The following is a 20,536-nucleotide window of genomic DNA, read 5'->3' on the forward strand; positions in this document are numbered from 1 at the left end:
GTCCGGCACTCAGAGCGGGTCAGGCCCTCATGGTGCGCCGGGCCTTACAGGGTGCCGTCGGGCCCTCAGAGCGGGGTCGGGCTTCAAGGTGGGTCGGGCTTTCAGGGTGGGTCGGGCTCTACAGGGCGCGTCAGGCACTCAGAGCGGGTCAGGCCCTCATGGTGCGCCGGGCCTTACAGGGTGCCGTCGGGCCCTCAGAGCGGGGTCGGGCTTCAAGGTGGGTCGGGCTCGCAGGGTGGGTCGGGCTTTCAGCGCGCGTCAGGCCTTCAGGGCGCGTCGGGCTTTGCAGGGTGCCGTCGGGCCCTCAGCGCGGGGTCGGGCTTCAAGGTGGGTCGGCCTCTCAGGGTGCGTCCGGCCTTCCGGGCGCGTCCGGCTCTCAGCTCGCCGCCGGGGCCAGGACGATCAGGGGCGAGCCTGCTTCGACCTGGTCGCCGGGCTCGGCCAGGATCTCGGTGACCACGCCGTCCACCGGCGCGTGCACCCGTGACTCCATCTTCATCGCCTCCAGGGCCAGCAGCGGCTGCCCGGCCGTCACCGTGTCGCCGGGGCGGACGTTCAGCTGCCACACGGACGCGGCGAACTCGGCTTCGACCAGCCGTCCGCCCGGTGGCACCGCCGGCTCGGCCGGTGCGGCCGCGGGCGCCGTCGCCGCCTGCGCCCGCGCGAACTCGCCCGCCGCCTCCCACGCGTCCCGCTCCACGGCGAACGCGGCCCGCTGCCGGGCCCTGAACTCCGCGATGGACTCCGCGTGTTCCATGAGGAAGGCCTGGTGCTCGGCGAGCGAGAAGGTCCCCTCCTCGATGCGCGGCACGAACCGGCCGGAGACGATGTCGGCGCGCAGCTCCAGCAGTTCGTCCGCGTCCACCGGGTACCACTTGATGCGGTCGAAGAAGCGCAGCAGCCAGGGCGCGCCCGGCTCGAAAGCGCCGCGCTGCCGCCACGCCGACCACACCTGGGTCGTACGGCCGACGAACTGGTAGCCGCCGGGGCCCTCCATGCCGTACACGCACAGGTAGGCGCCGCCGATGCCGACGGAGTTCTCGGCGGTCCAGGTGCGGGCCGGGTTGTACTTGGTGGTGACCAGCCGGTGGCGCGGGTCCAGTGGGGTGGCGACGGGGGCGCCCAGGTAGACGTCGCCCAGGCCCAGGACCAGGTACTCCGCGTCGAAGACGGTGCGGTACACGTCCGCGACGGACTCCAGGCCGTTGACGCGGCGGATGAACTCGATGTTCCAAGGGCACCAGGGGGCGTCGTCGCGGACGCCGGCCATGTAGCGGGCGATCGCCTCACGGGTGGCCGGGTCGTCCCAGGAAAGGGGGAGGTGCACCGTGCGGGAGGGGACGACCAGGGCGTCGGTGGGCGGGAGCCCCGCGGTGATCTCCCGTACCGCGGCGAGGAGTTCGTGCTGGGACAGGACACGTGGGTCGGTCCGGATCTGGAGGGAGCGGATGCCCGGGGTGAGGTCGGTGACCCCGGCCGGACCGGCCTCCGCCACCGCCTCCATCAGTGCGTGGACGCGCATGCGCAGCGCCAGGTCCAGCTGCATCGGGCCGAACTCGACGAGCAGGTTGTCGTCACCGCTGCGGCGGTACGTGACGTCCCCGTCCCGCGCCAGCACCCCGCCGTCGACGAGCTCCGGCCGGGGCGCCCCCGTCACGTCCGCCGGCACGAAGCGCACCGTGTCGCCCGGGCGCAGCTGCCCCAGCTTCCAGCGTTCGGTGCTCAGGACCGTGGCCGGGCACACGAAGCCGCCGAGCGAGGGTCCGTCCGGGCCGAGCAGCACCGGCATGTCGCCGGTGTAGTCGACGGCGCCGACCGAGTACGGGGTGTCGTGGATGTTGGACGGGTGCAGGCCCGCCTCGCCCCCGTCGGTGCGGGCCCAGCGCGGCTTGGGTCCGATCAGGCGGACGCCGGTGCGCGCGGAGTTGAAGTGGACCTTCCAGTCGGCGGCGTAGAAGTCGCGGATGTCGTCCTCGGTGAAGAACTCCGGTGCGGCGTGCGGGCCTTCGACGGCCTTGATCCGCCATGCGGTGGTGAGCGCAGGGCGGTCGCCGTCCGGTACGGGGGTGCCCTCGGCGAGCGCTCCTCCGTGCAGGACGTCGCCGGTGCGCAGTGCCCTGCCGCCGTGTCCCCCGAAGCGGCCCAGCGTGAAGGTGCTCGCGCTGCCCAGGAAGGCGGGCACGTCGAGGCCGCCGCCCGCGAAGAGCACGTACGTGCGCAGGCCGTGCTCGGCGGGTGCGCCGATCTCCAGGACCGCGCCCGCCGGGACGGTCACCGGCTCCCACAGCGCGACCGGGCCCCCGTCCACGGTGACGGGTGCCGGCGCGCCGGTCACACACACGGTCGTGGGGTGGGTGAACCGCAGCGACGGCCCCTGCAGGGTGCATTCCAGGCCCGGCGCGCCCTCCGGATTGCCGAGGGCCCGGTTGCCGAGGCGGAAGGATAGGTCGTCCATGGGCCCGCACGGGGGCACCCCGACCTGCCAGTGGCCGGTACGGCCGGGCCAGTCCTGGACGGTGGTCAGCGTGCCGCCGGAGACGACCTCGATGCGCGGGGTCGGGTCGGTCACGGACGCGAGGGTCGCCGTCGAATGGCCGGCGGCCCGGAACTCCGGGTGGGCGAGCGCCGCCCGCACCAGGCCCAGGTTCGTCTCGATGCCGTCGACGCGGGTGCGGGCCAGGGCCTCGTCCAGCCGGCGCAGCGCCTGCTCCCGGTCGACGCCGTAGGCGATCACCTTCGCGAGCATGGGGTCGTACGACGTCGTCACCTCGGTGCCGGTCTCCACCCAGCCGTCGACGCGCACCCCCGGCGGGAACTCCACCCGCGTCAGCAGGCCCGCGCTGGGCCGGTGTCCGCGGGAGGGGTCCTCGGCGTACAGGCGGGCCTCGACGGCGTGGCCGCGCGGGGCGCCCGGGTCGCGGACGACGTCCGTCTCACCGCGCGCGAGGCGCAGCATCCAGGCGACCAGATCGACGCCGTGGACCTCCTCGGTGACCGGATGCTCCACCTGGAGGCGGGTGTTGACCTCCAGGAAGTAGGCCTCCTCGCGGGCGGTGTCGTAGACGAACTCGACCGTGCCGGCGGAGCGGTAGCCGACGGACGCGCACAGGTCGCGGGCCGCGGCCGTCAGCCGGGTGCGGACGTGCTCGGGGATGCCGGGGGCGGGGGCCTCCTCGACGACCTTCTGGTTGCGGCGCTGGAGCGAGCAGTCCCGGTCGCCGAGGGTGACGACCTTTCCCCTGCCGTCGCCGAAGACCTGCACCTCGACATGGCGGGCGTGCTCCACGAGCCGCTCCAGGAACACGCCGGCGGAGGAGAAGGAGGCGGCTGCCACCCGCTGCACCCGCTCCCAGGCCTCGGTCAGTTCGTCGGCGGAGCGACAGGCCGACATACCGATACCGCCGCCCCCGCCGGTCGCCTTCAGCATGACCGGGTAGCCGATCGCCGAGGCCGCGCGCAGCGCCTCGGCCGGCCCCGCGAGCAGTCCCGTCCCCGGTGCCAGCGGCACCCCGGCCGCCTCGGCGGCCGCGCGCGCGGTGTGCTTGGCACCGAACAGCTCCAGCTGCTCCGGCGTCGGCCCGACGAACACGATCCCGGCGTCCTCGCAGCGCCGCGCGAAGGCCGCGTCCTCGGACAGGAAGCCGTACCCGGGGTGGATCGCGCCCGCGCCCGTGTCCTTGGCCGCCTTCAGGACGAGGTCGGCGTCGAGGTACGACTCCTTCGCGGGCGCCGGTCCGAGCCGTACCGCCTCGTCGGCGAGCCGGACGTGCGGGGCCGAGCGGTCGGGGTCGGCGTACACGGCGACCGTGCGCAGGCCGAGTGTCCGGGCCGTGCGGACGATCCGGGCGGCTATCTCGCCCCGGTTGGCGACCAGCAACGTGTCGAAGGTCATGCGCCGGCCGCCTCGCTGATCGTCATCTCGACCGCCGTCGGGTCGAAGCCGTTGCAGGGGTTGTTGATCTGGGGGCAGTTGGAGACGAGGACCAGGACGTCCCGCTCGGCGCGCAGGGTCAGGGAGAGTCCCGGGGCGGAGATGCCGTCGACGATGCCAAGGGTGCCGTCCTTCTCGACCGGCACGTTCATGTGCCAGTTGATGTTGGACACCAGGTCCCGTTTGCCCAGGCCGTACTTGGCGCCCTCCGCGAGGAAGTTGTCCACGCAGGCATGCTGGGCCCAGGTGTGGTGGCCGTAGCGCAGGGTGTTGGACTCCTTGGAACAGGCGCCGCCGACCGTGTCGTGCCGGCCGACGTCGTCGGCGACGACGGTCATCAGCGGGGTGTGCTCGTTGGAGAGCAGCACACTTCCGGTGGTGAGGAAGAGGGAGCCCTGGGCCTGGAGGGTGTCGGGGGCGCTGTAGCGCACGGCGGTGTCGTGGGCGTCGTACACCAGGAAGTCGACGGCCTGGTTGCCGTGCAGGTCGGTGATGGTCAGCGTGCGGCCGGTGCGGACGACGGCGGACCAGGCGGCGCGGGCCGGGACGACGGTCTTCATGCGAGCCCCCTCGCGGCGAGGAATCCGGTGGTGTTCAGGAAGGCGCGACGGCCCTCGGGGGTGGCCTCCCACAGGGGGTCGCCGGGCGCGGTCGGCGCGGCCCGCCAGGCCAGGACCTCCAGGGGCGTGCTGACGTACTCGGGGCGCGGGTCCATCGGGTGCGGCACGTTCGCGATCAGTACGGTCAGGTCCTGTTCGGCGCGGAGTGTGACGCTTCCGCCGGGTCCGGCCGAGCCGGTGAACTCCAGCGAGCCGTCGCCGCGCACCTCGACGCCCTGGAAGAAGGAGAGGGAGGGAGGCAGGTCGCGGGGCTCCAGACCGTTCTTGGCGGCGGCCAGCTTCAGCAGTTCGCGGCCTGCCGGGGCGGGGCCCTGCGGGGTTCCGTCGCCGTACCGCGCGGTGTTGCGGACGAGGGTGGAGGTGCCGCACAGCGCGTCGTGCCGGCCGGAGGCGTCGGCCACCACCGAGGCCAGCACCCGGCCCTGGTCCGACAGCAGCAGCCGGCCCTCGCCGAGATAGGCGTTCCACTGCACCTTCACCGTGTCGGCCACGTTCAGCCGCTCCCACGGCCGGCCGTCCGCGTACAGCAGCAGGTGCGCGCAGGCGTCGCCGCGCAGGTCGGTCAGCCGCAGCTCGGTGCCCCGGGCCAGCACCCGGTGGGTGTAGTTGCCGCCCGCCACGGTCTCGGCCCACACCAGGTGCCCGGCCGCGCAGGGCGGCGCGGGCCAGTCCTGGGCCGGTACGACGGGCATGGCCTCGGTGTGGGTGCCCTCCTGGGCGCGGGCGTGCGCACGGGCTCCGTGGGTGGTGGCTGTCGCCATCGCGGGACCTCCGCCTGAAGGAGTGGAACGGGATTTCTGTCGCCCGACAGAAATTAGGCGCGGGCCGGGTCACCGGCATTGCGCGGGCGTTGCCGAGCGGTTACCGAGCCCTCACCGAGATCGCTGGTGAGGCCCTCAGCGGGATGCTGGTGAGCCCTCACCGAGACGCTGGTGAGCCCTCACCGAGATCGCCGGGCGGGGGCCTGTGCGAGGATCGACCGCATGGGAACGGGCAGCACGCGACGGGTGGGCCGGCCGCGGGCCGCGCAGCGGCCGGACAGCGGTCTCGAGCCGCGCGCCGAACTGCTCGCCGCCGCCGCGGAGCTGTTCACCACCCTCGGGTACGCCGCTACCACCACGCGGGCCGTCGCCGAGCGGGCCGGCATGCGGCAGGCGTCCATGTACCACTACGTCTCCGGCAAGGAGGAACTGCTCGCCGCGCTGCTGGAGTCCACCGTCACGCCCTCGCTGGCCCGGGCCCGTGAGCTGCTCGCCGACGACGCGGCTCCGGCCGAGGACCGGCTGTGGGAGCTGTGCCGCACCGACGTCGCGCTGCTGTGCGGCGGTCCGCATAACCTCGGCGGGCTCTACCTGCTGCCCGAGGTGCGCACCGAGCGGTTCGCCGGCTTCCACGTCGTACGGGCCGAACTCAAGGACGCCTACCGGCAGTTGCTGGCCGCCACCGCGGCGGGACGCGGGCTCGCCGAGAGCGAGCTGGAGCTGCGCACGGATCTGGTCTTCGGGCTGATCGAGGGCGTCATCCTGGTGCGCCGCTCCGAACCCGCGCGCCCCGTCTCCGAGTTCGCCCGCGCCACGGCCGACGCGGCCCTGCGGGTCGCCGGCGTCTGAGGCTCCTCCGCGCCTCACGGTGAGTCATTTCCACCCCTCACGGTGAGTGATTTTCGTACGTCCGTACGCCGTCACGCGGCGCGTTCGAATGAATGCGCCGCGTGCAAATGGGGACGAGCGTACTCCTGCCGCGAAGGCGATTTCAGGTGCTTGCCGAATATGACACGGCGATGATCCGGTCGGACTAAGCTCGCCCGCGGCGCACCGAGTTGAGGTTATTCGTGCGCTTGTTCCCAAACATGCGGAAGATCCCGACAGTTCCATGAACCTTCCCCGCACAAGCTCCCCCGACACCCAGCCGAACCGTCTCAGAAGGCATCCATGGTGAGTGTTCAGAAGCCTCCCGGTGGCCGTGAACGTCCCTATGCGCGCGTGCTGTTGCCGCCCGCCGTCCTGATGACCGCGGCGACCGCTGCCGCCGTCGCCCTGGTGGGGGCCCCGGCCAGGGTCGCCGTCGGCTGCAGCGGAGCCGTGGCCACGCTGCTGGTCCTCGCCACCGCGACGGAGGTCGTCCGCCGCGGCCGCAAGCTCCGGGAGGCCCAGGCCGAGCACGCCCGTCACACCGCGTATCTGGAGCACCGCCTCGCGGTCCACGACGCGGAGATCGTCCGGCTCGGCTCCGAGATCCTGCCCACCGCGCTGTACCGGCTGCGCGCCGGAGAGTCGATGCGCGAGGTGCTGATCAACGTCGTCGACAAGAATCCCGAGCTGCGCGACCTGCCGGACTCCCAGCGCCAGTTGCTGCGCACCGCCCTCAAGGGCGCGGACGACGAGATCTCGATGCGCGACGCGACCGAGCGCGCCTTCGTCGCCACCGCCCGGCGCGTCCAGGCCATCGTCCACCAGCAGGCCAAAGAACTCCGCGAGATGGAGGAGGACCACGGCCGCAACCCCGAGGTCTTCGACGACCTGCTGCGGCTCGACCACGGCACCTCGCTGATCGGCCGCCTCGCCGACTCCATCTCCGTCCTCGGCGGCGGCCGCCCCGGCCGCCAGTGGCCCCTGCCCGTCTCGCTCTACAGCGTGCTGCGCGGCGCCATGTCCCGGATCCTGGAGTACCGGCGCATCGACCTCACCTCGATCGTCAACATCAACATCAAGGGCACCTCCGTCGAGCCGGTCATCCACGCCGCCGCCGAACTGTTCGACAACGCCACCCGCTACTCCCCGCCGACGACCAAGGTGCACGTCACCGCCGTCGAGGTGCAGACCGGCATCGCCATCGAGATCGAGGACGCCGGCGTCAGCCTCAACGAAGAGTCCCGCGTCCGCATCGAGAAGATGATCGAGGACGCCAAGAGGCTCGACGACGCCCAGAACCTCGGTGACAACCCGCGCCTCGGCCTCGCCGTCGTCGGCCGGCTCTGCCGGCAGTTCGACATGGAGGTCTCCCTGCGCGCCTCCGCCTACGGCGGCGTCCGCGCCATCCTCGTCGTGCCGCGCGTCATGACGACCACCGAGCCCGGTGTCGGCGCCGCGCACGGCATCGGCGCCACCGGTATCCCCATGGCCGAACTCGGCGCCGTGGAAGGCCCGAAGCGCCCGCCGAAGAAGCGCCGCCCCACCAGCCCGAGCATCCCCGCCGGGATCTCCATGGAGGACGACGTCCCCGTCGTCACCGAGTGGACGGCCGGGGGCCTGCCGCAGCGCCGCAGCCGGGTGAAGACCCCGCTCAGCCAACGGCTGCGCGAACAGGCCGAGATCGAGCGCGCCGAACGCGAGGGCAAGCCCACCATCTGGTCCCAGCCCAAGCCCGAACCCGAACCCGAGCCCGAGATCGACCCCGAGCGCAAGAAGCTGATGGAGCGCCCGCCCGGCATGTGGGTCGACGCGTTCTGGGACGGCCTGCGCAAGGGCATGCCCGAGGACGCCACCGCGCCCGAACTCACCGACTTCACGCGGCACCCGGAGAAGTACGTCCACCTGCTCAACGATTCGGACATCGCACCCGAGGCCGCCACCGGCGCCGACGACGAGGGGGACCTCAAGTGATCCAGCAGCGAGGCAACATCGACTGGATGCTCAAGCAGCTCAACGACGGCGTGCCGGGCATCCAGATGATCGTGGTCCTCTCCGCCGACGGACTGCGCATCGCCCGCTACGGCGGTGACCCCGATGCCGCCGACCGGGTGGCCGCCGCCTGTGCGGGCGTGCAGAGCCTGGCCGGCGCCATCATCCAGGAGATCCACGGCACCGGCGACATGAAGCTCGTCGTCATCGAGATCGAGGGCGGCTACTTCTACCTGATGAACGCCGGAGCCAACGCCTTTCTCGCCGTGCTCGCCGATGTCACCTGCGAACCCGGCCGGATGAGCGGCATGATGCGCGACCTCGTCGTCCGGATCGGCGCCCATCTGACCAGTCCGCCCCGGCGGAACGGGCAGACCGTATGACTGTTCCGCGACGCAAACGGCGCCGGCCGAACGAACTCCCGGCCCCTCCACCCCCACCCCCCCAACCGGACGGCGCGCCGGCGCCGAAGAACCCCGAACGGCTCTACGCCGTCACCGGCCTCGCCGACGGCGCACGGGCGGAACTCGACCTGGTGACCCTGATCGTGGCGCGTGAGGGGGCGCCGCCGTCCGCCACACCCGAGCAGGCGGCAGTGCTCCGGCTCTGCACCGCCCCCCTGTCCGTGGCCGAGCTGTCGGCCTATCTGAACCTGCCGTTCAGCGCGATGACCGTACTGATCACCGAGCTGATCACGGCCGAACTGGTGCAGGCGCGCGCCCCGATCGTCCGCCAGGCGGTCGCCGACCGTTCCATTCTCGAAGCGGTGATGCATGGACTTCAACGGCTCTGACACCCTCCCCGGCCCACGCACCGAGGACCAGCTCCCGCACACGGCCCAGGCCGCCGTGAAGATCGTGATCGTGGGCGGCTTCGGTGTCGGCAAGACGACGATGGTCGGCTCGGTCAGCGACATCCGGCCGCTGACCACCGAGGAGACCATGACCCAGGCCGGTATCGGGGTCGACGACAACTACGGGTCCGAGACCAAGACGGCCACCACCGTGGCGATGGACTTCGGACGCATCAGCATCACCGAGCGGCTGGTGCTCTACCTGTTCGGCACCCCCGGCCAGGAACGCTTCTGGTTCCTGTGGAACGGTCTGTTCGAAGGCGCGCTCGGCGCGGTCGTCCTGGTGGACACCCGGCGCCTGGAGGTCAGCTTCGACGTCATGGGGCGCCTGGAGGAACGCGGCGTCCCCTTCATCGTCGCCGTCAACTCCTTCCCCGACGCCCCCCGTTACCCCCTCGACGAACTGCGCACCGCGCTGGACCTGACCGACGAGATCCCGATCGTCGAGTGCGACGTGCGCAGGCGCGCCTCCAGCAAGGAGGTGCTGATGACCCTCATGCACTTCCTGCACTCCCTCGCCGTGTCCGGCGCCCTCACCTGACCGGCACCCGGACCCGGCCACCCCTGCCCACCCCTCAGCCCCACCCCATCCGTTCCGGAGCGACCACTGTGACGCCAGAACCCCAATCCCTGACCGGAACCCACGACCCCAAGCCCGGCCCGCCGCCGGGCTGCCCGGCGCACGGCCTCGGCCCCGGGGGACTCCACCGGCTCTACGGCCCCGACGCGGAGGACCTCGGCGAACTCTACGAGCGGCTGCGCGAGGAGCACGGCCCCGTGGCACCCGTACTGCTGCACGACGACGTACCGATGTGGGTGGTCCTCGGGCACGCCGAGAACCTCCACCTGGTGCGCAGCCCCTCGCAGTACACCCGCGACAGCCGCATCTGGACGCCGCTGCTGGAGGGCATGGTCAAGCCCGACCACCCGCTCATGCCGCACATCGCCTGGCAGCCCATCTGCTCGCACGCCGAGGGCGACGAGCACCAGCGGCTGCGCGACGCCGTCACCGCCGCCATCGCGACCATCGACCAGCGCGCCCTGCGCCGCCACATCGGCCGCTACACCCAGGAACTGGTCAACGGCTTCTGCGAGAGCGGCCGGGCCGACCTCGTCTCCCAGTTCGCCGAGCACCTGCCGATGGCCGTCATGTGCGAGGTCCTCGGCATGCCCGAGGAGTACAACGACCGGATGGTGCAGGCCGCCCGCGACGCGCTCAAGGGCACCGAGACCGCCATCCAGAGCCACGCCTACGTCATGGACGCGCTGAACCGGCTCACCACCCGCCGACGCGCCCGCCCCGAGGAGGACTTCACCAGCCACCTCGTCACCCACCCGGCGGGCCTGACCGACGACGAGGTCCGCGAACACCTCAGGCTCGTCCTCTTCGCCGCCTACGAGGCCACCGCCAACGCGCTCGCCAACGCGCTGCGCATGGTCCTCACCGAGCCGGGCTTCCGCGCCCAGCTCAACGGCGGCCAGATGACCGTGCCGGAGGCGATCGAGCAGTCCCTGTGGGACGAGCCGCCGTTCAGCACCGTCCTCGGCTACTACGCCAAGCAGGACACCGAGCTGGGCGGCCAGCGCATCCGCAAGGGCGACGGGCTGCTGTTCGCGCCAGCCCCGGGCAACGTCGACCCGCGCGTGCGTCCGGAGCCCAAGGCCCACATGATGGGCAACCGCTCCCACCTCGCCTTCGGCGGCGGACCGCACGAGTGCCCCGGCCAGGACATCGGCCGTGCCGTCGCCGACGTCGGCGTGGACGCCCTGCTGACCCGGCTGCCGGACGTCCGGCTGGACTGCGCCGAGGAGGACCTCACCTGGCGCTCCTCGATCGCCTCCCGGCATCTGGTGGCCCTGCCGGTGCGCTTCGAGCCCAAGCCCCAGCAGGACACCGGGCACGCGCCCAGCCTCTCCCACATCCCGCCGCAGCGCGCCACCTGGCAGGTCGGCACCCTGAGCACGGACCCGGCACCGGCGCCCGAGCCGCCCCGCCCGGCACCCGCGGTCAGCGCGCCCCGGCCGGCCCCCGAGTGGTCCGTGCCCGAGCCCGCCCCCGCCGCCGAGCAGCCGGGTCGCCGCCTGAGCGTGTGGCAGCGGATGCTGCGGTGGTGGCGCGGGGAGTGAGTCCGGGCCGACACGGTCGGGCCGCGGCCGTCGGGTCGAGGTCGAGATGGCCGGGTCGAGGCGGGGAGTGCTACGGCTCCCCGCCGGCCCACTCTGCCGGGCCGGCCACTCCGCCGGGTCGGGCCGCTCTGCCGGGTCGGGCCGCTCTGCCGGGTCGGGCCGCTCTGCCGGGTCGGGCCGCTCTGCCGGGTCGGGCCGCTCTGCCGGGTCGGGCTACTCCGCAGGGTCGGGCCGCTCTGCCGGGTCGGGCTACTCCGCAGGGTCGGGCTACTCCGCAGGGTCGGGCTACTCCGCCAGGTCGGGCCGCTCTGCCGGGTGGCTCCACGCGCGGAGTGTGCGTCCGCTGACGAACCGGTGTTCCGTCCCCGTGACCGGATCGGTGAACTCCAGCCTCCGCGCGAGCAGTTGCAGCGGATGCCGGAAGTCGTCGGCCGGCCCGGGGGCGGTCACCTCCGGGTACAGCGGGTCGTCCAGGATCGGGATGCCGAGCGCGTTCAGATGCACCCGCAGCTGATGGGTCTGACCGGTCTCCGGGACCAGCCGGTACCGGCCCAGATCCGCGCGCCGCTCGGCCAGCTCCACGTGGGTCACCGCGTTCGGCTCGCCCTCGACCTCCCGCGCGGCGTGCACCCCGCGCTCCTTCACGATCCGGCTGCGCACGGTCCGGGGCAGGGCGAGCGCCGGGTCGTACGGGGCGACCGCCTCGTACTCCTTGCGCACCAGGCGGTCCCGGAACAGCGTCTGGTACGCGCCCCGTTCCTCGGGCCGCACCGTGAACAGCACCAGCCCGGCGGTGAGCCGGTCCAGGCGGTGCGCGGCGCTCAGCGTCGGCAGGTCCAGCTCGCGGCGCAGCCGGGCCAGCGCGGTCTCGGCGACATGGGCGCCGCGCGGGGTGGTGGCCAGGAAGTGCGGCTTGTCGGCCACGACGATGTGCGCGTCCCGGTACACCACCTCGACCGGGAACGGCACCGGCACCTCAGGGGCACGCTCCCGGTGGAACCACACGAACACCCCCGGCTCGTACGGCGCGTCCGGCGGCACCGCCCGCCCGTCGGCGCCCACGATCAGCCCCGCGTCGAACATCGCCTCGATCACGCCGGGCCCGGCGCCCGTCAGCCGCTCCACGAGATGCTCCCGCACCGTGGCCCACGCGCCGCCGAACGGCAGCCGCACCCGCACCGGGTCGACACCGTCGCGCTGGGGGAGCGGGGCGGGCGGGGGCGGCGTACGGCGTCTCATCAGGACCAAGGGTACGGGGGTGCCGCGAGGGCACGGCCGATCAGGCGAGGCGCGCGGAAAACGGCTGGGGGGCGGGCCACCCGCTTGGCAGGATGCCGACCATGCCGTTTCTCACCCGCCCGGTGCTGCCCCCCGGAACCCTCGCCCGCATCCCGCAGCCCGTCCTCCCGACCGGTGACGGTCTCGTCCTGCGCCCCTGGCGGCCCGAGGACGCGCCCGCCGTCCACGCCGCCTTCCAGGACCCCGTCCTGAACCAGTGGCATCTGCGCTCGTCCGACTCCGAGGAGGAGGTCGCCGGCTGGATCGAGGAGTGGCGGAAGACCTGGCAGGGCGAGGACAACGCCCAGTGGGCCGTGGCCGACGCGGACACGGACGAACTGCTCGGCCGGGTCGCGGTGCGGCAGATCATGCTCGCCGACGGCGTGGCCGAGGTCGCGTACTGGACGGTGGCCCGGGCCCGGGGCCGGGGCGTCGCCGCCCGCGCCACCCACACCGTGACCCGCTGGGCCTTCGAGGAGATCGGCTTCCAGCGCCTCGAACTCCTGCACTCCACCGCCAACCAGGCTTCCTGCCGCGTGGCCGTGAAGACCGGCTTCGCCCTGGAGGGCACCAAGCGGCGTGCCCTCCTGCACGCCGACGGTTGGCACGACATGCACCTCCACGCGCGGGTGCGGGGCGACTGACTCCGTTCACCGGGCCCGGTTCACCGGGCGGCATGGGCCCGGCCCGGGCTCAGGCGGCCGCCGTCTCCGGCACGGCGGCCGTGACCGTCGCACGGCGGCTGCGGTAGGCCCGGTAGCCCCGGTAGCCGGCGCCCGCCGCGATCGTCGCCGCCAGGAAGAGCACCGTGAACCAGCGGAAGTACCAGTGGCCGCCCGCCGGGTCGTACACCGCGGCGCGCGGCCAGGCGAGGTTGACGGTCATCGCGAGGCCGTAGAGGAGGGCCAGGGCGTTGACCGGGACGCCCCAGCGGCCGAGGGAGAAGAGCGGGGCGCCCGTCTCGTCCGTGCCCCGGGGGCCGGCCTCCCCGCGCAGCCGGCGCACCAGCAGCGGTCCGGTCACCATGGCGTACGCCAGGTACAGCATCACGATGCAGGTGGTGCCGATGGCGAGGAACGCCTCCGGCGAGGCGAAGTCGAGCAGCAGCAGGGCGGCGGCCAGGACGCCGACGAGCACGGCGGGCGCGCCCGGCATGCCCGTGCGCGGGTCGACCCGGGCGAGCCTGCGGGAGAACGGCAGCTGTCCGTCCCGGGCCATGGAGAACAGCATCCGGCCGGCCGCGGTCTGGATGGCGAGTGTGGCCACGGCGATCGCCACCACCACGTCGGCCAGCAGGACGCGGCCCACCCCGTCGCCCAGGCTGCTGGTGAGGACGTAACTCAGCCCGTCCACCGCGAGCCTGCCGTCGGTGAGGCTGGGCGCGGCCAGCAGCCCGCCGAGGACGACGAGTCCGCCGAGCAGGCCCGCCGCGCCGAGCGCGGTGAGGATCGTGCGCGGTGCCGTGCGGCGCGGCCGGTGCGTCTCCTCGCTCATCTCGCCCGCGCTGTCGAAGCCGATCATCACGTACGCCGCCGTGAACGAGCCGACCAGCAGCGCGCCGAACAGGCCGGTCCCGGCGCCGCCGGTGGTGTGGAAGGTGATGCCGGGCGAGCGCCGGGAGTGGGTCAGCAGCAGCGCGACGATCAGGACCGCGCCGATGATCTCGGCGGTCACGCCGACCCGGTTCACCACGGACATCACCCGGTTGTCGAGGACGTTGACCAGCGTGGTCAGGGTCAGCAGCACCACCCCCAGCACGGCCGCGTTGGCGGCGCCGTCGGCGGAGGCGGGGGAGGGGTCGGTGCCGATCAGCTGGAACCCGGACCAGAGCGCGGGCAGCACCATCTGCAGGGCCAGCGCGGCCGCCGCGACCACCACGATCTGCCCGATCACCATGATCCAGCCGGCGAACCAGCCGAAGGCCGGGGTCGCGAGCCGCGACGACCACTGGTAGATCGCGCCGGAGATCGGATAGCGCGCGGCCAGCTCGGCGAAGCAGGCGGCGACGAGCAACTGGCCGACCAGCACCGCCGGCCAGGCCCAGAAGAAGGCGGCCCCGCCGAAGGAGAAGCCGAAGGCGAAGAACTGGAAGACGGTCGTCAGGACGGAGATGAAGGAGAACCCGGCGGCGAAGGAGGCGTAACGGCCGAGGCTGCGGTGCAGCTCCTGCCGGTAGCCGAACTCCTCCAGGGAGCGGTCGTCGGTCGTCGTCACGGCGGCACCTGCCTCGGAGCGCGAAGTGAGTTCCTGTCGGGCGACAGAAATTAGGGACGCGCTGTTTCCCCCGTGTCACGCGGGCGTGTCCGTGGCGGGCCCAAGTTCTCACCTCCTTGCGGGAGTACATCGGTGCGAGGTGGGAGGGCATCGGTGCGAGGCCGGCGGGCATCGGTGCGAGCACAAGAAAGCGGCGGCACCCCGTCGGGGTGCCGCCGCTCTCCAGGTGTTCAGGCGGCCGCCGCGCCGCTCTCCTGCTCGGCCTCGATGCGGGCGTTCCAGTCCCGCTTGGAGGCCTGCCAGCCGTCCTCGTTGTGGCCCAGTCGCCAGTACCCCGAGATGGACAGGTCCTCGCGCGGGATCCGCAGGTCGACCCGCAGCATCCGGCGCAGCTCCTTCACGAAGGCCGCCTCGCCGTGCACGAACGCGTGCATCCGGCCCTCCGGGAACTCCAGCGCCCGTACGGCCTCCAGCAGGGCCTCGCCCACCGGACGGTCCCCGCGGTGCAGCCAGACGACCTCCACCTCGGAGTCGATCTTCTGCTCCTCCTCGGGGCCGGACACCTCCACGAAGGCGTGCGCGCGGGCGCCGGGGGGCAGCGTCTCCAGGGCGCGGGCGATCGCGGGCAGCGCGCTCTCGTCCCCGGCGAGTAGATGCCAGTCGGCGTCCGGGTCGGGGGCGTACGCGCCACCGGGGCCCATGAAGCGCACGGTCTCGCCCGGCCGTACCCGGGTGGCCCAGGGGCCGGCCAGGCCCTCGTCGCCGTGGATCACGAAGTCCAGGGTCAGTTCGCGGTGTTCGGGATCCCAGCCGCGCACGGTGTACGTCCGGGTCACCGGCCACTGTTCGCGGGGGAACTCGGCGCGGATCCGCTCCAGGTCGAAGGGTTCCGGGTAGGTGACGCCCGCGGGCCCGAACAGCAGCTTCACATAGTGGTCGGTGCAGGTGTCCGCCGCGAATCCGGCGAGGCCGTCGCCGCCGAGCACCACGCGCTGCATGTGCGGGGTCAGCCGCTCGGTGCGCACCACGTGCGCGATATGGGCCTTACGCGGCTTTCGCCCCGGACGCTCCGCCATGGCGGCCTCCTGCTGCACTCCAGATGCATTGGTTAGGTTTACCTAAGCTAGCATCTCGGGGATCACGGGTCACTCCTCAAGGGTGATCAGCAGCCGCTGCAGGGAGCCGCCCAGCCCCCAGCGGGCCGCCAGCGCGTCCAGCCCGGCCGGGTCGCGCGGTGCGCGCGGCAGGGCGGTGTCCACGTCCGGCAGCGGAACGTCGCCGGCCACCCGCACCACGGTCGGCGCCACCGCGAGATACGGCCGCGCCTCGGTCAGCCGCTTGCGCTGCGCCGGGGTGAGCTTCGACGCCGGGTCGTCGGCCGCCGCCATGATCCCGGCCAGGTCGCCGAACTCGGCCAGCAGCTTGGCGGCCGTCTTCTCGCCGATGCCGGGCACGCCTGGCAGGCCGTCGCTCGGATCGCCGCGCAGCAGTGCCAGATCCGCGTACCCGCGTCCGTCGACTCCATACTTCTCGCGCAGCACCGCCTCGTCGGTCGTCTGCAGCGTGCCGACGCCCTTGAGCGGGTACAGGACGCGGATCCCGCGCTTGTCGTCGACCAGTTGGTACAGGTCACGGTCGCCGGTGACGATGTCCACCGGGCCGTCGGCGCGCGCGGTGAACGTGCCGATCACGTCGTCGGCCTCGTACCCCTCGACCCCGACCCGGGCGATGCCGACCGCGTCGAGCACCTGCTCGATGACCGGCACCTGCGGGGCCAGGGTGTCCGGCACCTCCTCCTCGTCCGGTCCCACCTCGTGCTCCTCGGCGACCCGGTGCGCCTTGTAGGAGGGGATGAGGTCCACTCGCCACCGCGGCCGCCAGTCGGCGTCCATGCAGGCCACCAGCCGGTCCGGGCGGTGGTCCTTGACCAGGCGGTCGATGAAGTCCAGCAGCCCGCGCACGGCGTTCACCGGCGTGCCGTCCGGCGCCCGCACGGAGTCCGGGACGCCGAAGTAGGCGCGGAAGTACAGCGAGGCGGTGTCGAGAAGCATGAGTCGTCCGGTCACGCTCGCATCATGCCGCACGGCACTGACAGCGACGACGTGTCGCACAACCCGTCGCGGCCCGAGACGCCGCGGTAGCCGATCACTTCTTACGTGTGTGCTGCACACGGGAAGGATCCGGCCAACCACGGAGCGCTACGAAGCCGCCCGCCGGGAACACCAGCGCCCGTTCGGACCTTGAAACAAGCGAGTGCCGTCCGCTCGGGGGAGGCCGGCGCCCTGGCGCGAACCGTGAGGGTCGGGGGCCCGCCGGCGTGACGGGGATGTGACAGGCGCGTGCAACGGTTTGCCGAACATGCGTAGGGTGCAGAGAACTCATCAGGAGAGGTGCGCCCGAGAAGGGGCACCCGGTCAGCCGGACGACGCGTGAAGGAGGGAGCCGGAGCGATGGGCGACCACAAAGAGCAGCAGCCCGTGCGGGTGGGCGCGGCCGTCCGGCGGCGCCGTCGCGCGCTGGAACTCACCCTCGCCGTGGTGGCCGAGCGCACCGGCCTCTCCGTGCCCTTCCTCTCCCAGGTCGAGAACGACAAGGCCCGCCCGAGCCGCAGCTCCCTGGAGAAGCTCGCCGACGCCCTGCGCACCACGGCTGTGGAGCTGCTCGCCGCCGCCGACCCGGCGGCCAGTGTGGACGTCGTACGCGCCGAGCCTCTCGCCGAGGACGACTTCGACCCGCGCACCCGCTCCCTGGTGCGCGGCCACCACCAGCTGCACGCGTCCGAGTTCACCGGCGACCACGACGCCGGCCGCGAGTTCCAGCACCGCAACGACGAGCTGATGTACGTCGCCGACGGTGCCGTCGAGATCGAGGCCGAGGGCCGTGCGTACCGCCTCGGCCGCGGTGACACCCTCTACCTGACCGGCGGGGTCCGCCACCGCTGGCGGGCCACCGTCCCGGACACCCGGGTGATCGTGGTGGCGGTCGCCGAACACATCGAGGCGGTCAAGGACCGGTCCCGGTAGTGAGCGTCGTCCGGTGAAGGCCGTCCAGTGAGGGTTCGCCCGGTGAGGGCCGTCCAGTGAGCGTCGTCCTGTGAGTCCCGTGAGAGTCGTCTCGCTCGTGCCGTCCCTGACGGAGGCGGTGGCCGTGACGCTGCCGGGCACCCTGGTGGGGGTCACCGACTGGTGCAGCCATCCGGCGGGCCTGGACGCCATCCGCGTCGGTGGCACCAAGAACCCGGACACCGAGCGGATCCTCGCCCTCGCCCCGGACCTGGTGATCGCCAACGAGGAGGAGAACCGCGCCCCCGACCTGGACGCCCTGCGCGCGGCGGGCCTGGAGGTGCTGGTCACCGAGGTGCGGACGCTGCCAGGGGCCTTCCGGGAGCTGGCCCGGGTGCTGACCGCGTGCGGCGCGCCGGCCCGGCCCCGCTGGCTGGACGAGGCGGAGGAGGCCTGGGCCGCGCTCCCGGAGCCCACCGAGCCCGCCACGGCCGTCGTACCGATCTGGCGCCGCCCCTGGATGGTGCTGGGCCGGGACACCTTCGCCGGCGACGTGCTGGCCCGGCTCGGCGTCCACCACCTGTACGCCGGCCACCCCGACCGCTACCCCCGCGTGCCCCTGGACGAGCTGCGGGCGGCGGGCCCGGACCTGGTCGTCCTGCCCGACGAGCCCTACCGTTTCACCGCCGCCGACGGCCCCGAAGCCTTTCCCGGGCTGAACTGCGCACTCGTCAGCGGACGGCACCTGACCTGGTACGGTCCGTCGCTGGCCGAGGCGCCCCGGGTGCTGGCCGAGGCCCTGCGAGCAGCTCGCCGCTGACCAGGCCCCGGACCGTGCCGGACACGGCCGCGAGCCACCCCGCCACCAGCAAGCCGTACAGGCCGACGGCCAGGGTGTCGTAGAAGGCGAGCCCCGTGTGCCGGGCGAGGGCGAGGGCGCCGGTGACGCAGGTGCCCAGCGGGAAGGTGAACGCCCACCAGGTCATGGCGAACCCCATGCCCTGCCGCCGGGCCCGGACGACGTGCGCGAGCGCGAGCCCCAGCCACAGCAGCGCGAACCCCATGACCGGCACCCCGTACAGCACGGCGAACAGGGCGAGACCGCGGTCGTACGGGGCCGGTACCACCCCGGGAGCCCGGTCCGCGATCAGGCCGACGGCGGTGGTGGACTGCCCGAGCGGGCCCAGGACCAGGAACCAGGTCGGGGTGAGCGCGAGCGGCAGCGGGCCGGCGGCGATCAGCCGGGCGAAGACCAGCGACAGCATCAGCAGCGTGATCAGCAGGCTCAGCCCGAACAGCGCGAAGCACCCCAGCAGCAGGGTCTCCCGGGGCTGCCCCGGCGGCAGGTACGGCACGAGCAGCGGACCGAGCGCGGCGGAGACCATCGGCGCGACGAACGGCAGCAGCCAGGCCGGGGTGGCGTCGGAGGCCCTGACCTGATGGCGTACGGCCATCAGGTACGGCATGGCCACCGCGGCCGCGAGCCCGACCACCGTGCCGGCGGTGAACAGCACCGCGTCGAGGGCCACGGCCGGACCGGTGCCGATCCAGTCCCGGCCGACGGTCACGGCACCGCCGCCGACCGCCAGCAGGGCCATGGACAGGCAGCCGTAGAAGGGAGCCATGGCCGGGTCGAGGAGATGGGCGCGGGCCTGGTCGCGGTGGTGGACCCAGTGCAGGGCGCGGGCGGTCAGCAGGGCCGTCAGCAGGACGAGGGCCAGCGCCCAGACGGCCGTGCAGACCTCGCGCAGACCGCCGAGGTGCACGGGGAGAGCGGCGCCGGCCGTGCCGACGACCGACGTCCCCATGACGGAGGCGTACCAGTTGGGACCGAGGTGCCGGACGCGGACGGCGCGTGCGGCGGGCAGGGGATGGGCGACTGTGACCATGGGCCCACCCTCGGGGCGCCCGTCCCCGCTGACCAGGGGGTTCCTCTCTATCAGGGCATAAGCTGGTCTTATGAGCGAGGAGTACGTGACGGACGACGGCCGCTCCGGCGGCTCGCTGGCGCACCGGGTGCCCGACCTCGGCGCGCTGGAACTGCTGCTGGCGGTGGCGCGGCTGGGGAGCCTCGGGGCGGCCGCGCGGGAGGTCGGCATCACCCAGCCTGCCGCCAGCAGCCGCATCCGCTCCATGGAACGGCAGCTGGGCGTGGCCCTGGTCGACCGCTCGCCGCGCGGCTCCCGGCTCACGGACGCGGGCGCCCTGGTGACCGACTGGGCCCGCCGGGTGGTGGAGGCGGCGCAGGCCTTCGACGCGGGCGCGCAGGCGCTGCGCGATCGGCGGGACTCCCGGTTGCGGGTCGCGGCGAGCATGACGATCGCCGAGTACCTGCTGCCCGGCTGGCTCCTCGCGCTGCGTGCCGAGCGCCCCGACACGGCGGTCTCGCTGCTGGCCGGCAACTCGGCGAAGGTGGCGGAACTCCTGCTGGCCGACGAGGCCGACCTCGGCTTCGTGGAGGGCCTCACCGTCCCGGCGGGTCTGGACTCGGCCGTCATCGCCCACGACCGCCTGATCGTCGTCACGGCCCCCGCCCACCCCTGGGCCCGCCGTCGGCGCCCGCTGACCGCGGACGAGCTGGCGACCACCCCCCTGATCCTCCGCGAGCGCGGCTCCGGTACCCGCCAGGTCCTGGACCGGGCCCTGGGCGGCCTCGCCCGCCCCCTCATCGAACTCTCCTCCACGACCGCGGTGAAGGCCTCGGCGGTCAGCGGCGCCGGCCCGTCGGTCCTGAGCGAACTGGCGGTGGGGGAGGAGCTGGCGATGCGCCGCCTGGTGAGCATCCCGGTCGAGGGTGTGTCCCTGCGCCGGGATCTGCGCGCGGTCTGGCCCACGGGGCACCGGCCGACGGGCCCGGCACGGGAGTTGCTGTCGCTGACGAGAGGGTGACC

Annotated in this window: 18 protein-coding genes; 10 read left to right on the top strand and 8 right to left on the bottom strand. The window is 73.2% G+C overall.

All coding sequences use genetic code 11. The features are described from left to right. Positions 1-376: 376 nt before the first annotated feature. The 3 genes from ABZ865_RS30670 to ABZ865_RS30680 are packed head-to-tail and all read right to left on the bottom strand — an operon-like array spanning position 377 to position 5,312. Positions 377-3,892: a 5-oxoprolinase/urea amidolyase family protein gene (locus ABZ865_RS30670; protein ID WP_361237384.1), complete on the bottom strand. Its 3,516-nt coding sequence runs from the start codon at positions 3,890-3,892 to the stop codon at positions 377-379. Beyond that, positions 3,889-4,491, bottom strand: a complete 603-nt coding sequence (locus ABZ865_RS30675) for an urea amidolyase associated protein UAAP2 (protein WP_361237387.1) — start codon at positions 4,489-4,491, stop codon at positions 3,889-3,891. The genes ABZ865_RS30670 and ABZ865_RS30675 overlap by 4 nt, the downstream gene beginning before the upstream one ends. Further along, complete coding sequence (locus ABZ865_RS30680) at positions 4,488-5,312, bottom strand: urea amidolyase associated protein UAAP1 (RefSeq protein WP_361237390.1); 825 nt, start codon at positions 5,310-5,312, stop codon at positions 4,488-4,490. Before ABZ865_RS30680 ends, ABZ865_RS30675 begins: the two co-directional genes overlap by 4 nt. A gap of 222 nt (positions 5,313-5,534) precedes the next feature. Between ABZ865_RS30680 and ABZ865_RS30685 the strand changes: the two genes are divergently transcribed. The 6 genes from ABZ865_RS30685 (at position 5,535) to ABZ865_RS30710 (ending at position 11,151) form a co-directional block, all read left to right on the top strand. Continuing rightward, positions 5,535-6,161, top strand: a complete 627-nt coding sequence (locus ABZ865_RS30685) for a TetR/AcrR family transcriptional regulator (protein WP_361237393.1) — start codon at positions 5,535-5,537, stop codon at positions 6,159-6,161. Between the two features lie 321 nt (positions 6,162-6,482). After that, on the top strand, positions 6,483-8,153 hold the full coding sequence (locus tag ABZ865_RS30690) for an ATP-binding protein (protein ID WP_361237396.1): 1,671 nt from the start codon (positions 6,483-6,485) through the stop codon (positions 8,151-8,153). Continuing rightward, positions 8,150-8,554, top strand: a complete 405-nt coding sequence (locus tag ABZ865_RS30695) for a roadblock/LC7 domain-containing protein (RefSeq protein WP_361237399.1) — start codon at positions 8,150-8,152, stop codon at positions 8,552-8,554. The genes ABZ865_RS30690 and ABZ865_RS30695 overlap by 4 nt, the downstream gene beginning before the upstream one ends. Then, positions 8,551-8,964, top strand: coding sequence for a DUF742 domain-containing protein (locus ABZ865_RS30700; RefSeq protein WP_361237402.1), 414 nt, complete (start codon positions 8,551-8,553; stop codon positions 8,962-8,964). The genes ABZ865_RS30695 and ABZ865_RS30700 overlap by 4 nt, the downstream gene beginning before the upstream one ends. Beyond that, complete coding sequence (locus ABZ865_RS30705; RefSeq protein ID WP_361237405.1) at positions 8,945-9,565, top strand: ATP/GTP-binding protein; 621 nt, start codon at positions 8,945-8,947, stop codon at positions 9,563-9,565. The genes ABZ865_RS30700 and ABZ865_RS30705 overlap by 20 nt, the downstream gene beginning before the upstream one ends. Positions 9,566-9,633: 68 nt before the next feature. Next, positions 9,634-11,151, top strand: coding sequence for a cytochrome P450 (locus ABZ865_RS30710; RefSeq protein ID WP_361237408.1), 1,518 nt, complete (start codon positions 9,634-9,636; stop codon positions 11,149-11,151). Positions 11,152-11,436: 285 nt separating this feature from the next. Here the strand turns inward: ABZ865_RS30710 and ABZ865_RS30715 are convergent, their stop codons facing one another. Further along, complete coding sequence (locus tag ABZ865_RS30715) at positions 11,437-12,390, bottom strand: pseudouridine synthase (RefSeq protein WP_361237411.1); 954 nt, start codon at positions 12,388-12,390, stop codon at positions 11,437-11,439. A 101-nt stretch (positions 12,391-12,491) separates the two neighbouring features. On the opposite strand from ABZ865_RS30715, the gene ABZ865_RS30720 reads away from it, so the two are divergent. Continuing rightward, the gene (locus ABZ865_RS30720) at positions 12,492-13,073 is read left to right on the top strand and encodes a GNAT family N-acetyltransferase (protein WP_361237414.1); all 582 of its coding nucleotides are present in this window, start codon (positions 12,492-12,494) and stop codon (positions 13,071-13,073) included. Between the two features lie 49 nt (positions 13,074-13,122). On the opposite strand, the gene ABZ865_RS30725 is transcribed toward ABZ865_RS30720, so the two are convergent. The 3 genes from ABZ865_RS30725 to ABZ865_RS30735 form a co-directional block, all read right to left on the bottom strand. Continuing rightward, positions 13,123-14,643 (bottom strand): amino acid permease, encoded by a 1,521-nt coding sequence (locus ABZ865_RS30725; protein ID WP_361237417.1) that lies wholly within the window; start codon positions 14,641-14,643, stop codon positions 13,123-13,125. 230 nt (positions 14,644-14,873) lie between these two features. Then, a complete protein-coding gene (locus ABZ865_RS30730; protein ID WP_361237420.1) occupies positions 14,874-15,719 on the bottom strand; it encodes a siderophore-interacting protein in 846 nt (281 codons plus the stop codon). A 69-nt stretch (positions 15,720-15,788) separates the two neighbouring features. Further along, positions 15,789-16,709 carry a 5'-3' exonuclease gene (locus ABZ865_RS30735; RefSeq protein WP_361237423.1) on the bottom strand — a complete coding sequence of 307 codons (921 nt, stop codon included), beginning with the start codon at positions 16,707-16,709 and terminating at the stop codon, positions 15,789-15,791. A gap of 384 nt (positions 16,710-17,093) precedes the next feature. Here ABZ865_RS30735 and ABZ865_RS30740 point away from each other — a divergent pair, with 384 nt between their 5' ends. Both ABZ865_RS30740 and ABZ865_RS30745 read left to right on the top strand, forming a co-directional pair. Continuing rightward, positions 17,094-17,666: a helix-turn-helix domain-containing protein gene (locus ABZ865_RS30740; RefSeq protein WP_361237426.1), complete on the top strand. Its 573-nt coding sequence runs from the start codon at positions 17,094-17,096 to the stop codon at positions 17,664-17,666. 79 nt (positions 17,667-17,745) lie between these two features. After that, positions 17,746-18,465, top strand: coding sequence for a helical backbone metal receptor (locus tag ABZ865_RS30745; RefSeq protein ID WP_361238065.1), 720 nt, complete (start codon positions 17,746-17,748; stop codon positions 18,463-18,465). Here ABZ865_RS30745 and ABZ865_RS30750 read toward each other — a convergent pair. Continuing rightward, positions 18,377-19,534 carry a TDT family transporter gene (locus ABZ865_RS30750; protein WP_361237428.1) on the bottom strand — a complete coding sequence of 386 codons (1,158 nt, stop codon included), beginning with the start codon at positions 19,532-19,534 and terminating at the stop codon, positions 18,377-18,379. The two genes, ABZ865_RS30745 and ABZ865_RS30750, sit on opposite strands and share 89 nt — an antisense overlap. 70 nt (positions 19,535-19,604) lie before the next feature. Here ABZ865_RS30750 and ABZ865_RS30755 point away from each other — a divergent pair, with 70 nt between their 5' ends. Beyond that, positions 19,605-20,534 (top strand): LysR family transcriptional regulator, encoded by a 930-nt coding sequence (locus ABZ865_RS30755; protein WP_361237431.1) that lies wholly within the window; start codon positions 19,605-19,607, stop codon positions 20,532-20,534. Positions 20,535-20,536: the final 2 nt, after the last annotated feature.

It is taken from the genome of Streptomyces sp. NPDC047085, assembly GCF_040643735.1.
GTDB lineage: Bacteria > Actinomycetota > Actinomycetes > Streptomycetales > Streptomycetaceae > Streptomyces.

Coding starts and splice junctions, on each gene's coding strand:
- ABZ865_RS30755 (WP_361237431.1), top strand. CDS start 19,605: ATGAGCGAGGAGTACGTGACGGACGACGGCCGCTCCGGCGGCTCGCTG.
- ABZ865_RS30705 (WP_361237405.1), top strand. CDS start 8,945: ATGGACTTCAACGGCTCTGACACCCTCCCCGGCCCACGCACCGAGGAC.
- ABZ865_RS30675 (WP_361237387.1), bottom strand. CDS start 4,491: ATGAAGACCGTCGTCCCGGCCCGCGCCGCCTGGTCCGCCGTCGTCCGC.
- ABZ865_RS30690 (WP_361237396.1), top strand. CDS start 6,483: ATGGTGAGTGTTCAGAAGCCTCCCGGTGGCCGTGAACGTCCCTATGCG.
- ABZ865_RS30740 (WP_361237426.1), top strand. CDS start 17,094: ATGGGCGACCACAAAGAGCAGCAGCCCGTGCGGGTGGGCGCGGCCGTC.
- ABZ865_RS30750 (WP_361237428.1), bottom strand. CDS start 19,534: ATGGTCACAGTCGCCCATCCCCTGCCCGCCGCACGCGCCGTCCGCGTC.
- ABZ865_RS30730 (WP_361237420.1), bottom strand. CDS start 15,719: ATGGCGGAGCGTCCGGGGCGAAAGCCGCGTAAGGCCCATATCGCGCAC.
- ABZ865_RS30680 (WP_361237390.1), bottom strand. CDS start 5,312: ATGGCGACAGCCACCACCCACGGAGCCCGTGCGCACGCCCGCGCCCAG.
- ABZ865_RS30700 (WP_361237402.1), top strand. CDS start 8,551: ATGACTGTTCCGCGACGCAAACGGCGCCGGCCGAACGAACTCCCGGCC.
- ABZ865_RS30670 (WP_361237384.1), bottom strand. CDS start 3,892: ATGACCTTCGACACGTTGCTGGTCGCCAACCGGGGCGAGATAGCCGCC.
- ABZ865_RS30685 (WP_361237393.1), top strand. CDS start 5,535: ATGGGAACGGGCAGCACGCGACGGGTGGGCCGGCCGCGGGCCGCGCAG.
- ABZ865_RS30715 (WP_361237411.1), bottom strand. CDS start 12,390: ATGAGACGCCGTACGCCGCCCCCGCCCGCCCCGCTCCCCCAGCGCGAC.
- ABZ865_RS30720 (WP_361237414.1), top strand. CDS start 12,492: ATGCCGTTTCTCACCCGCCCGGTGCTGCCCCCCGGAACCCTCGCCCGC.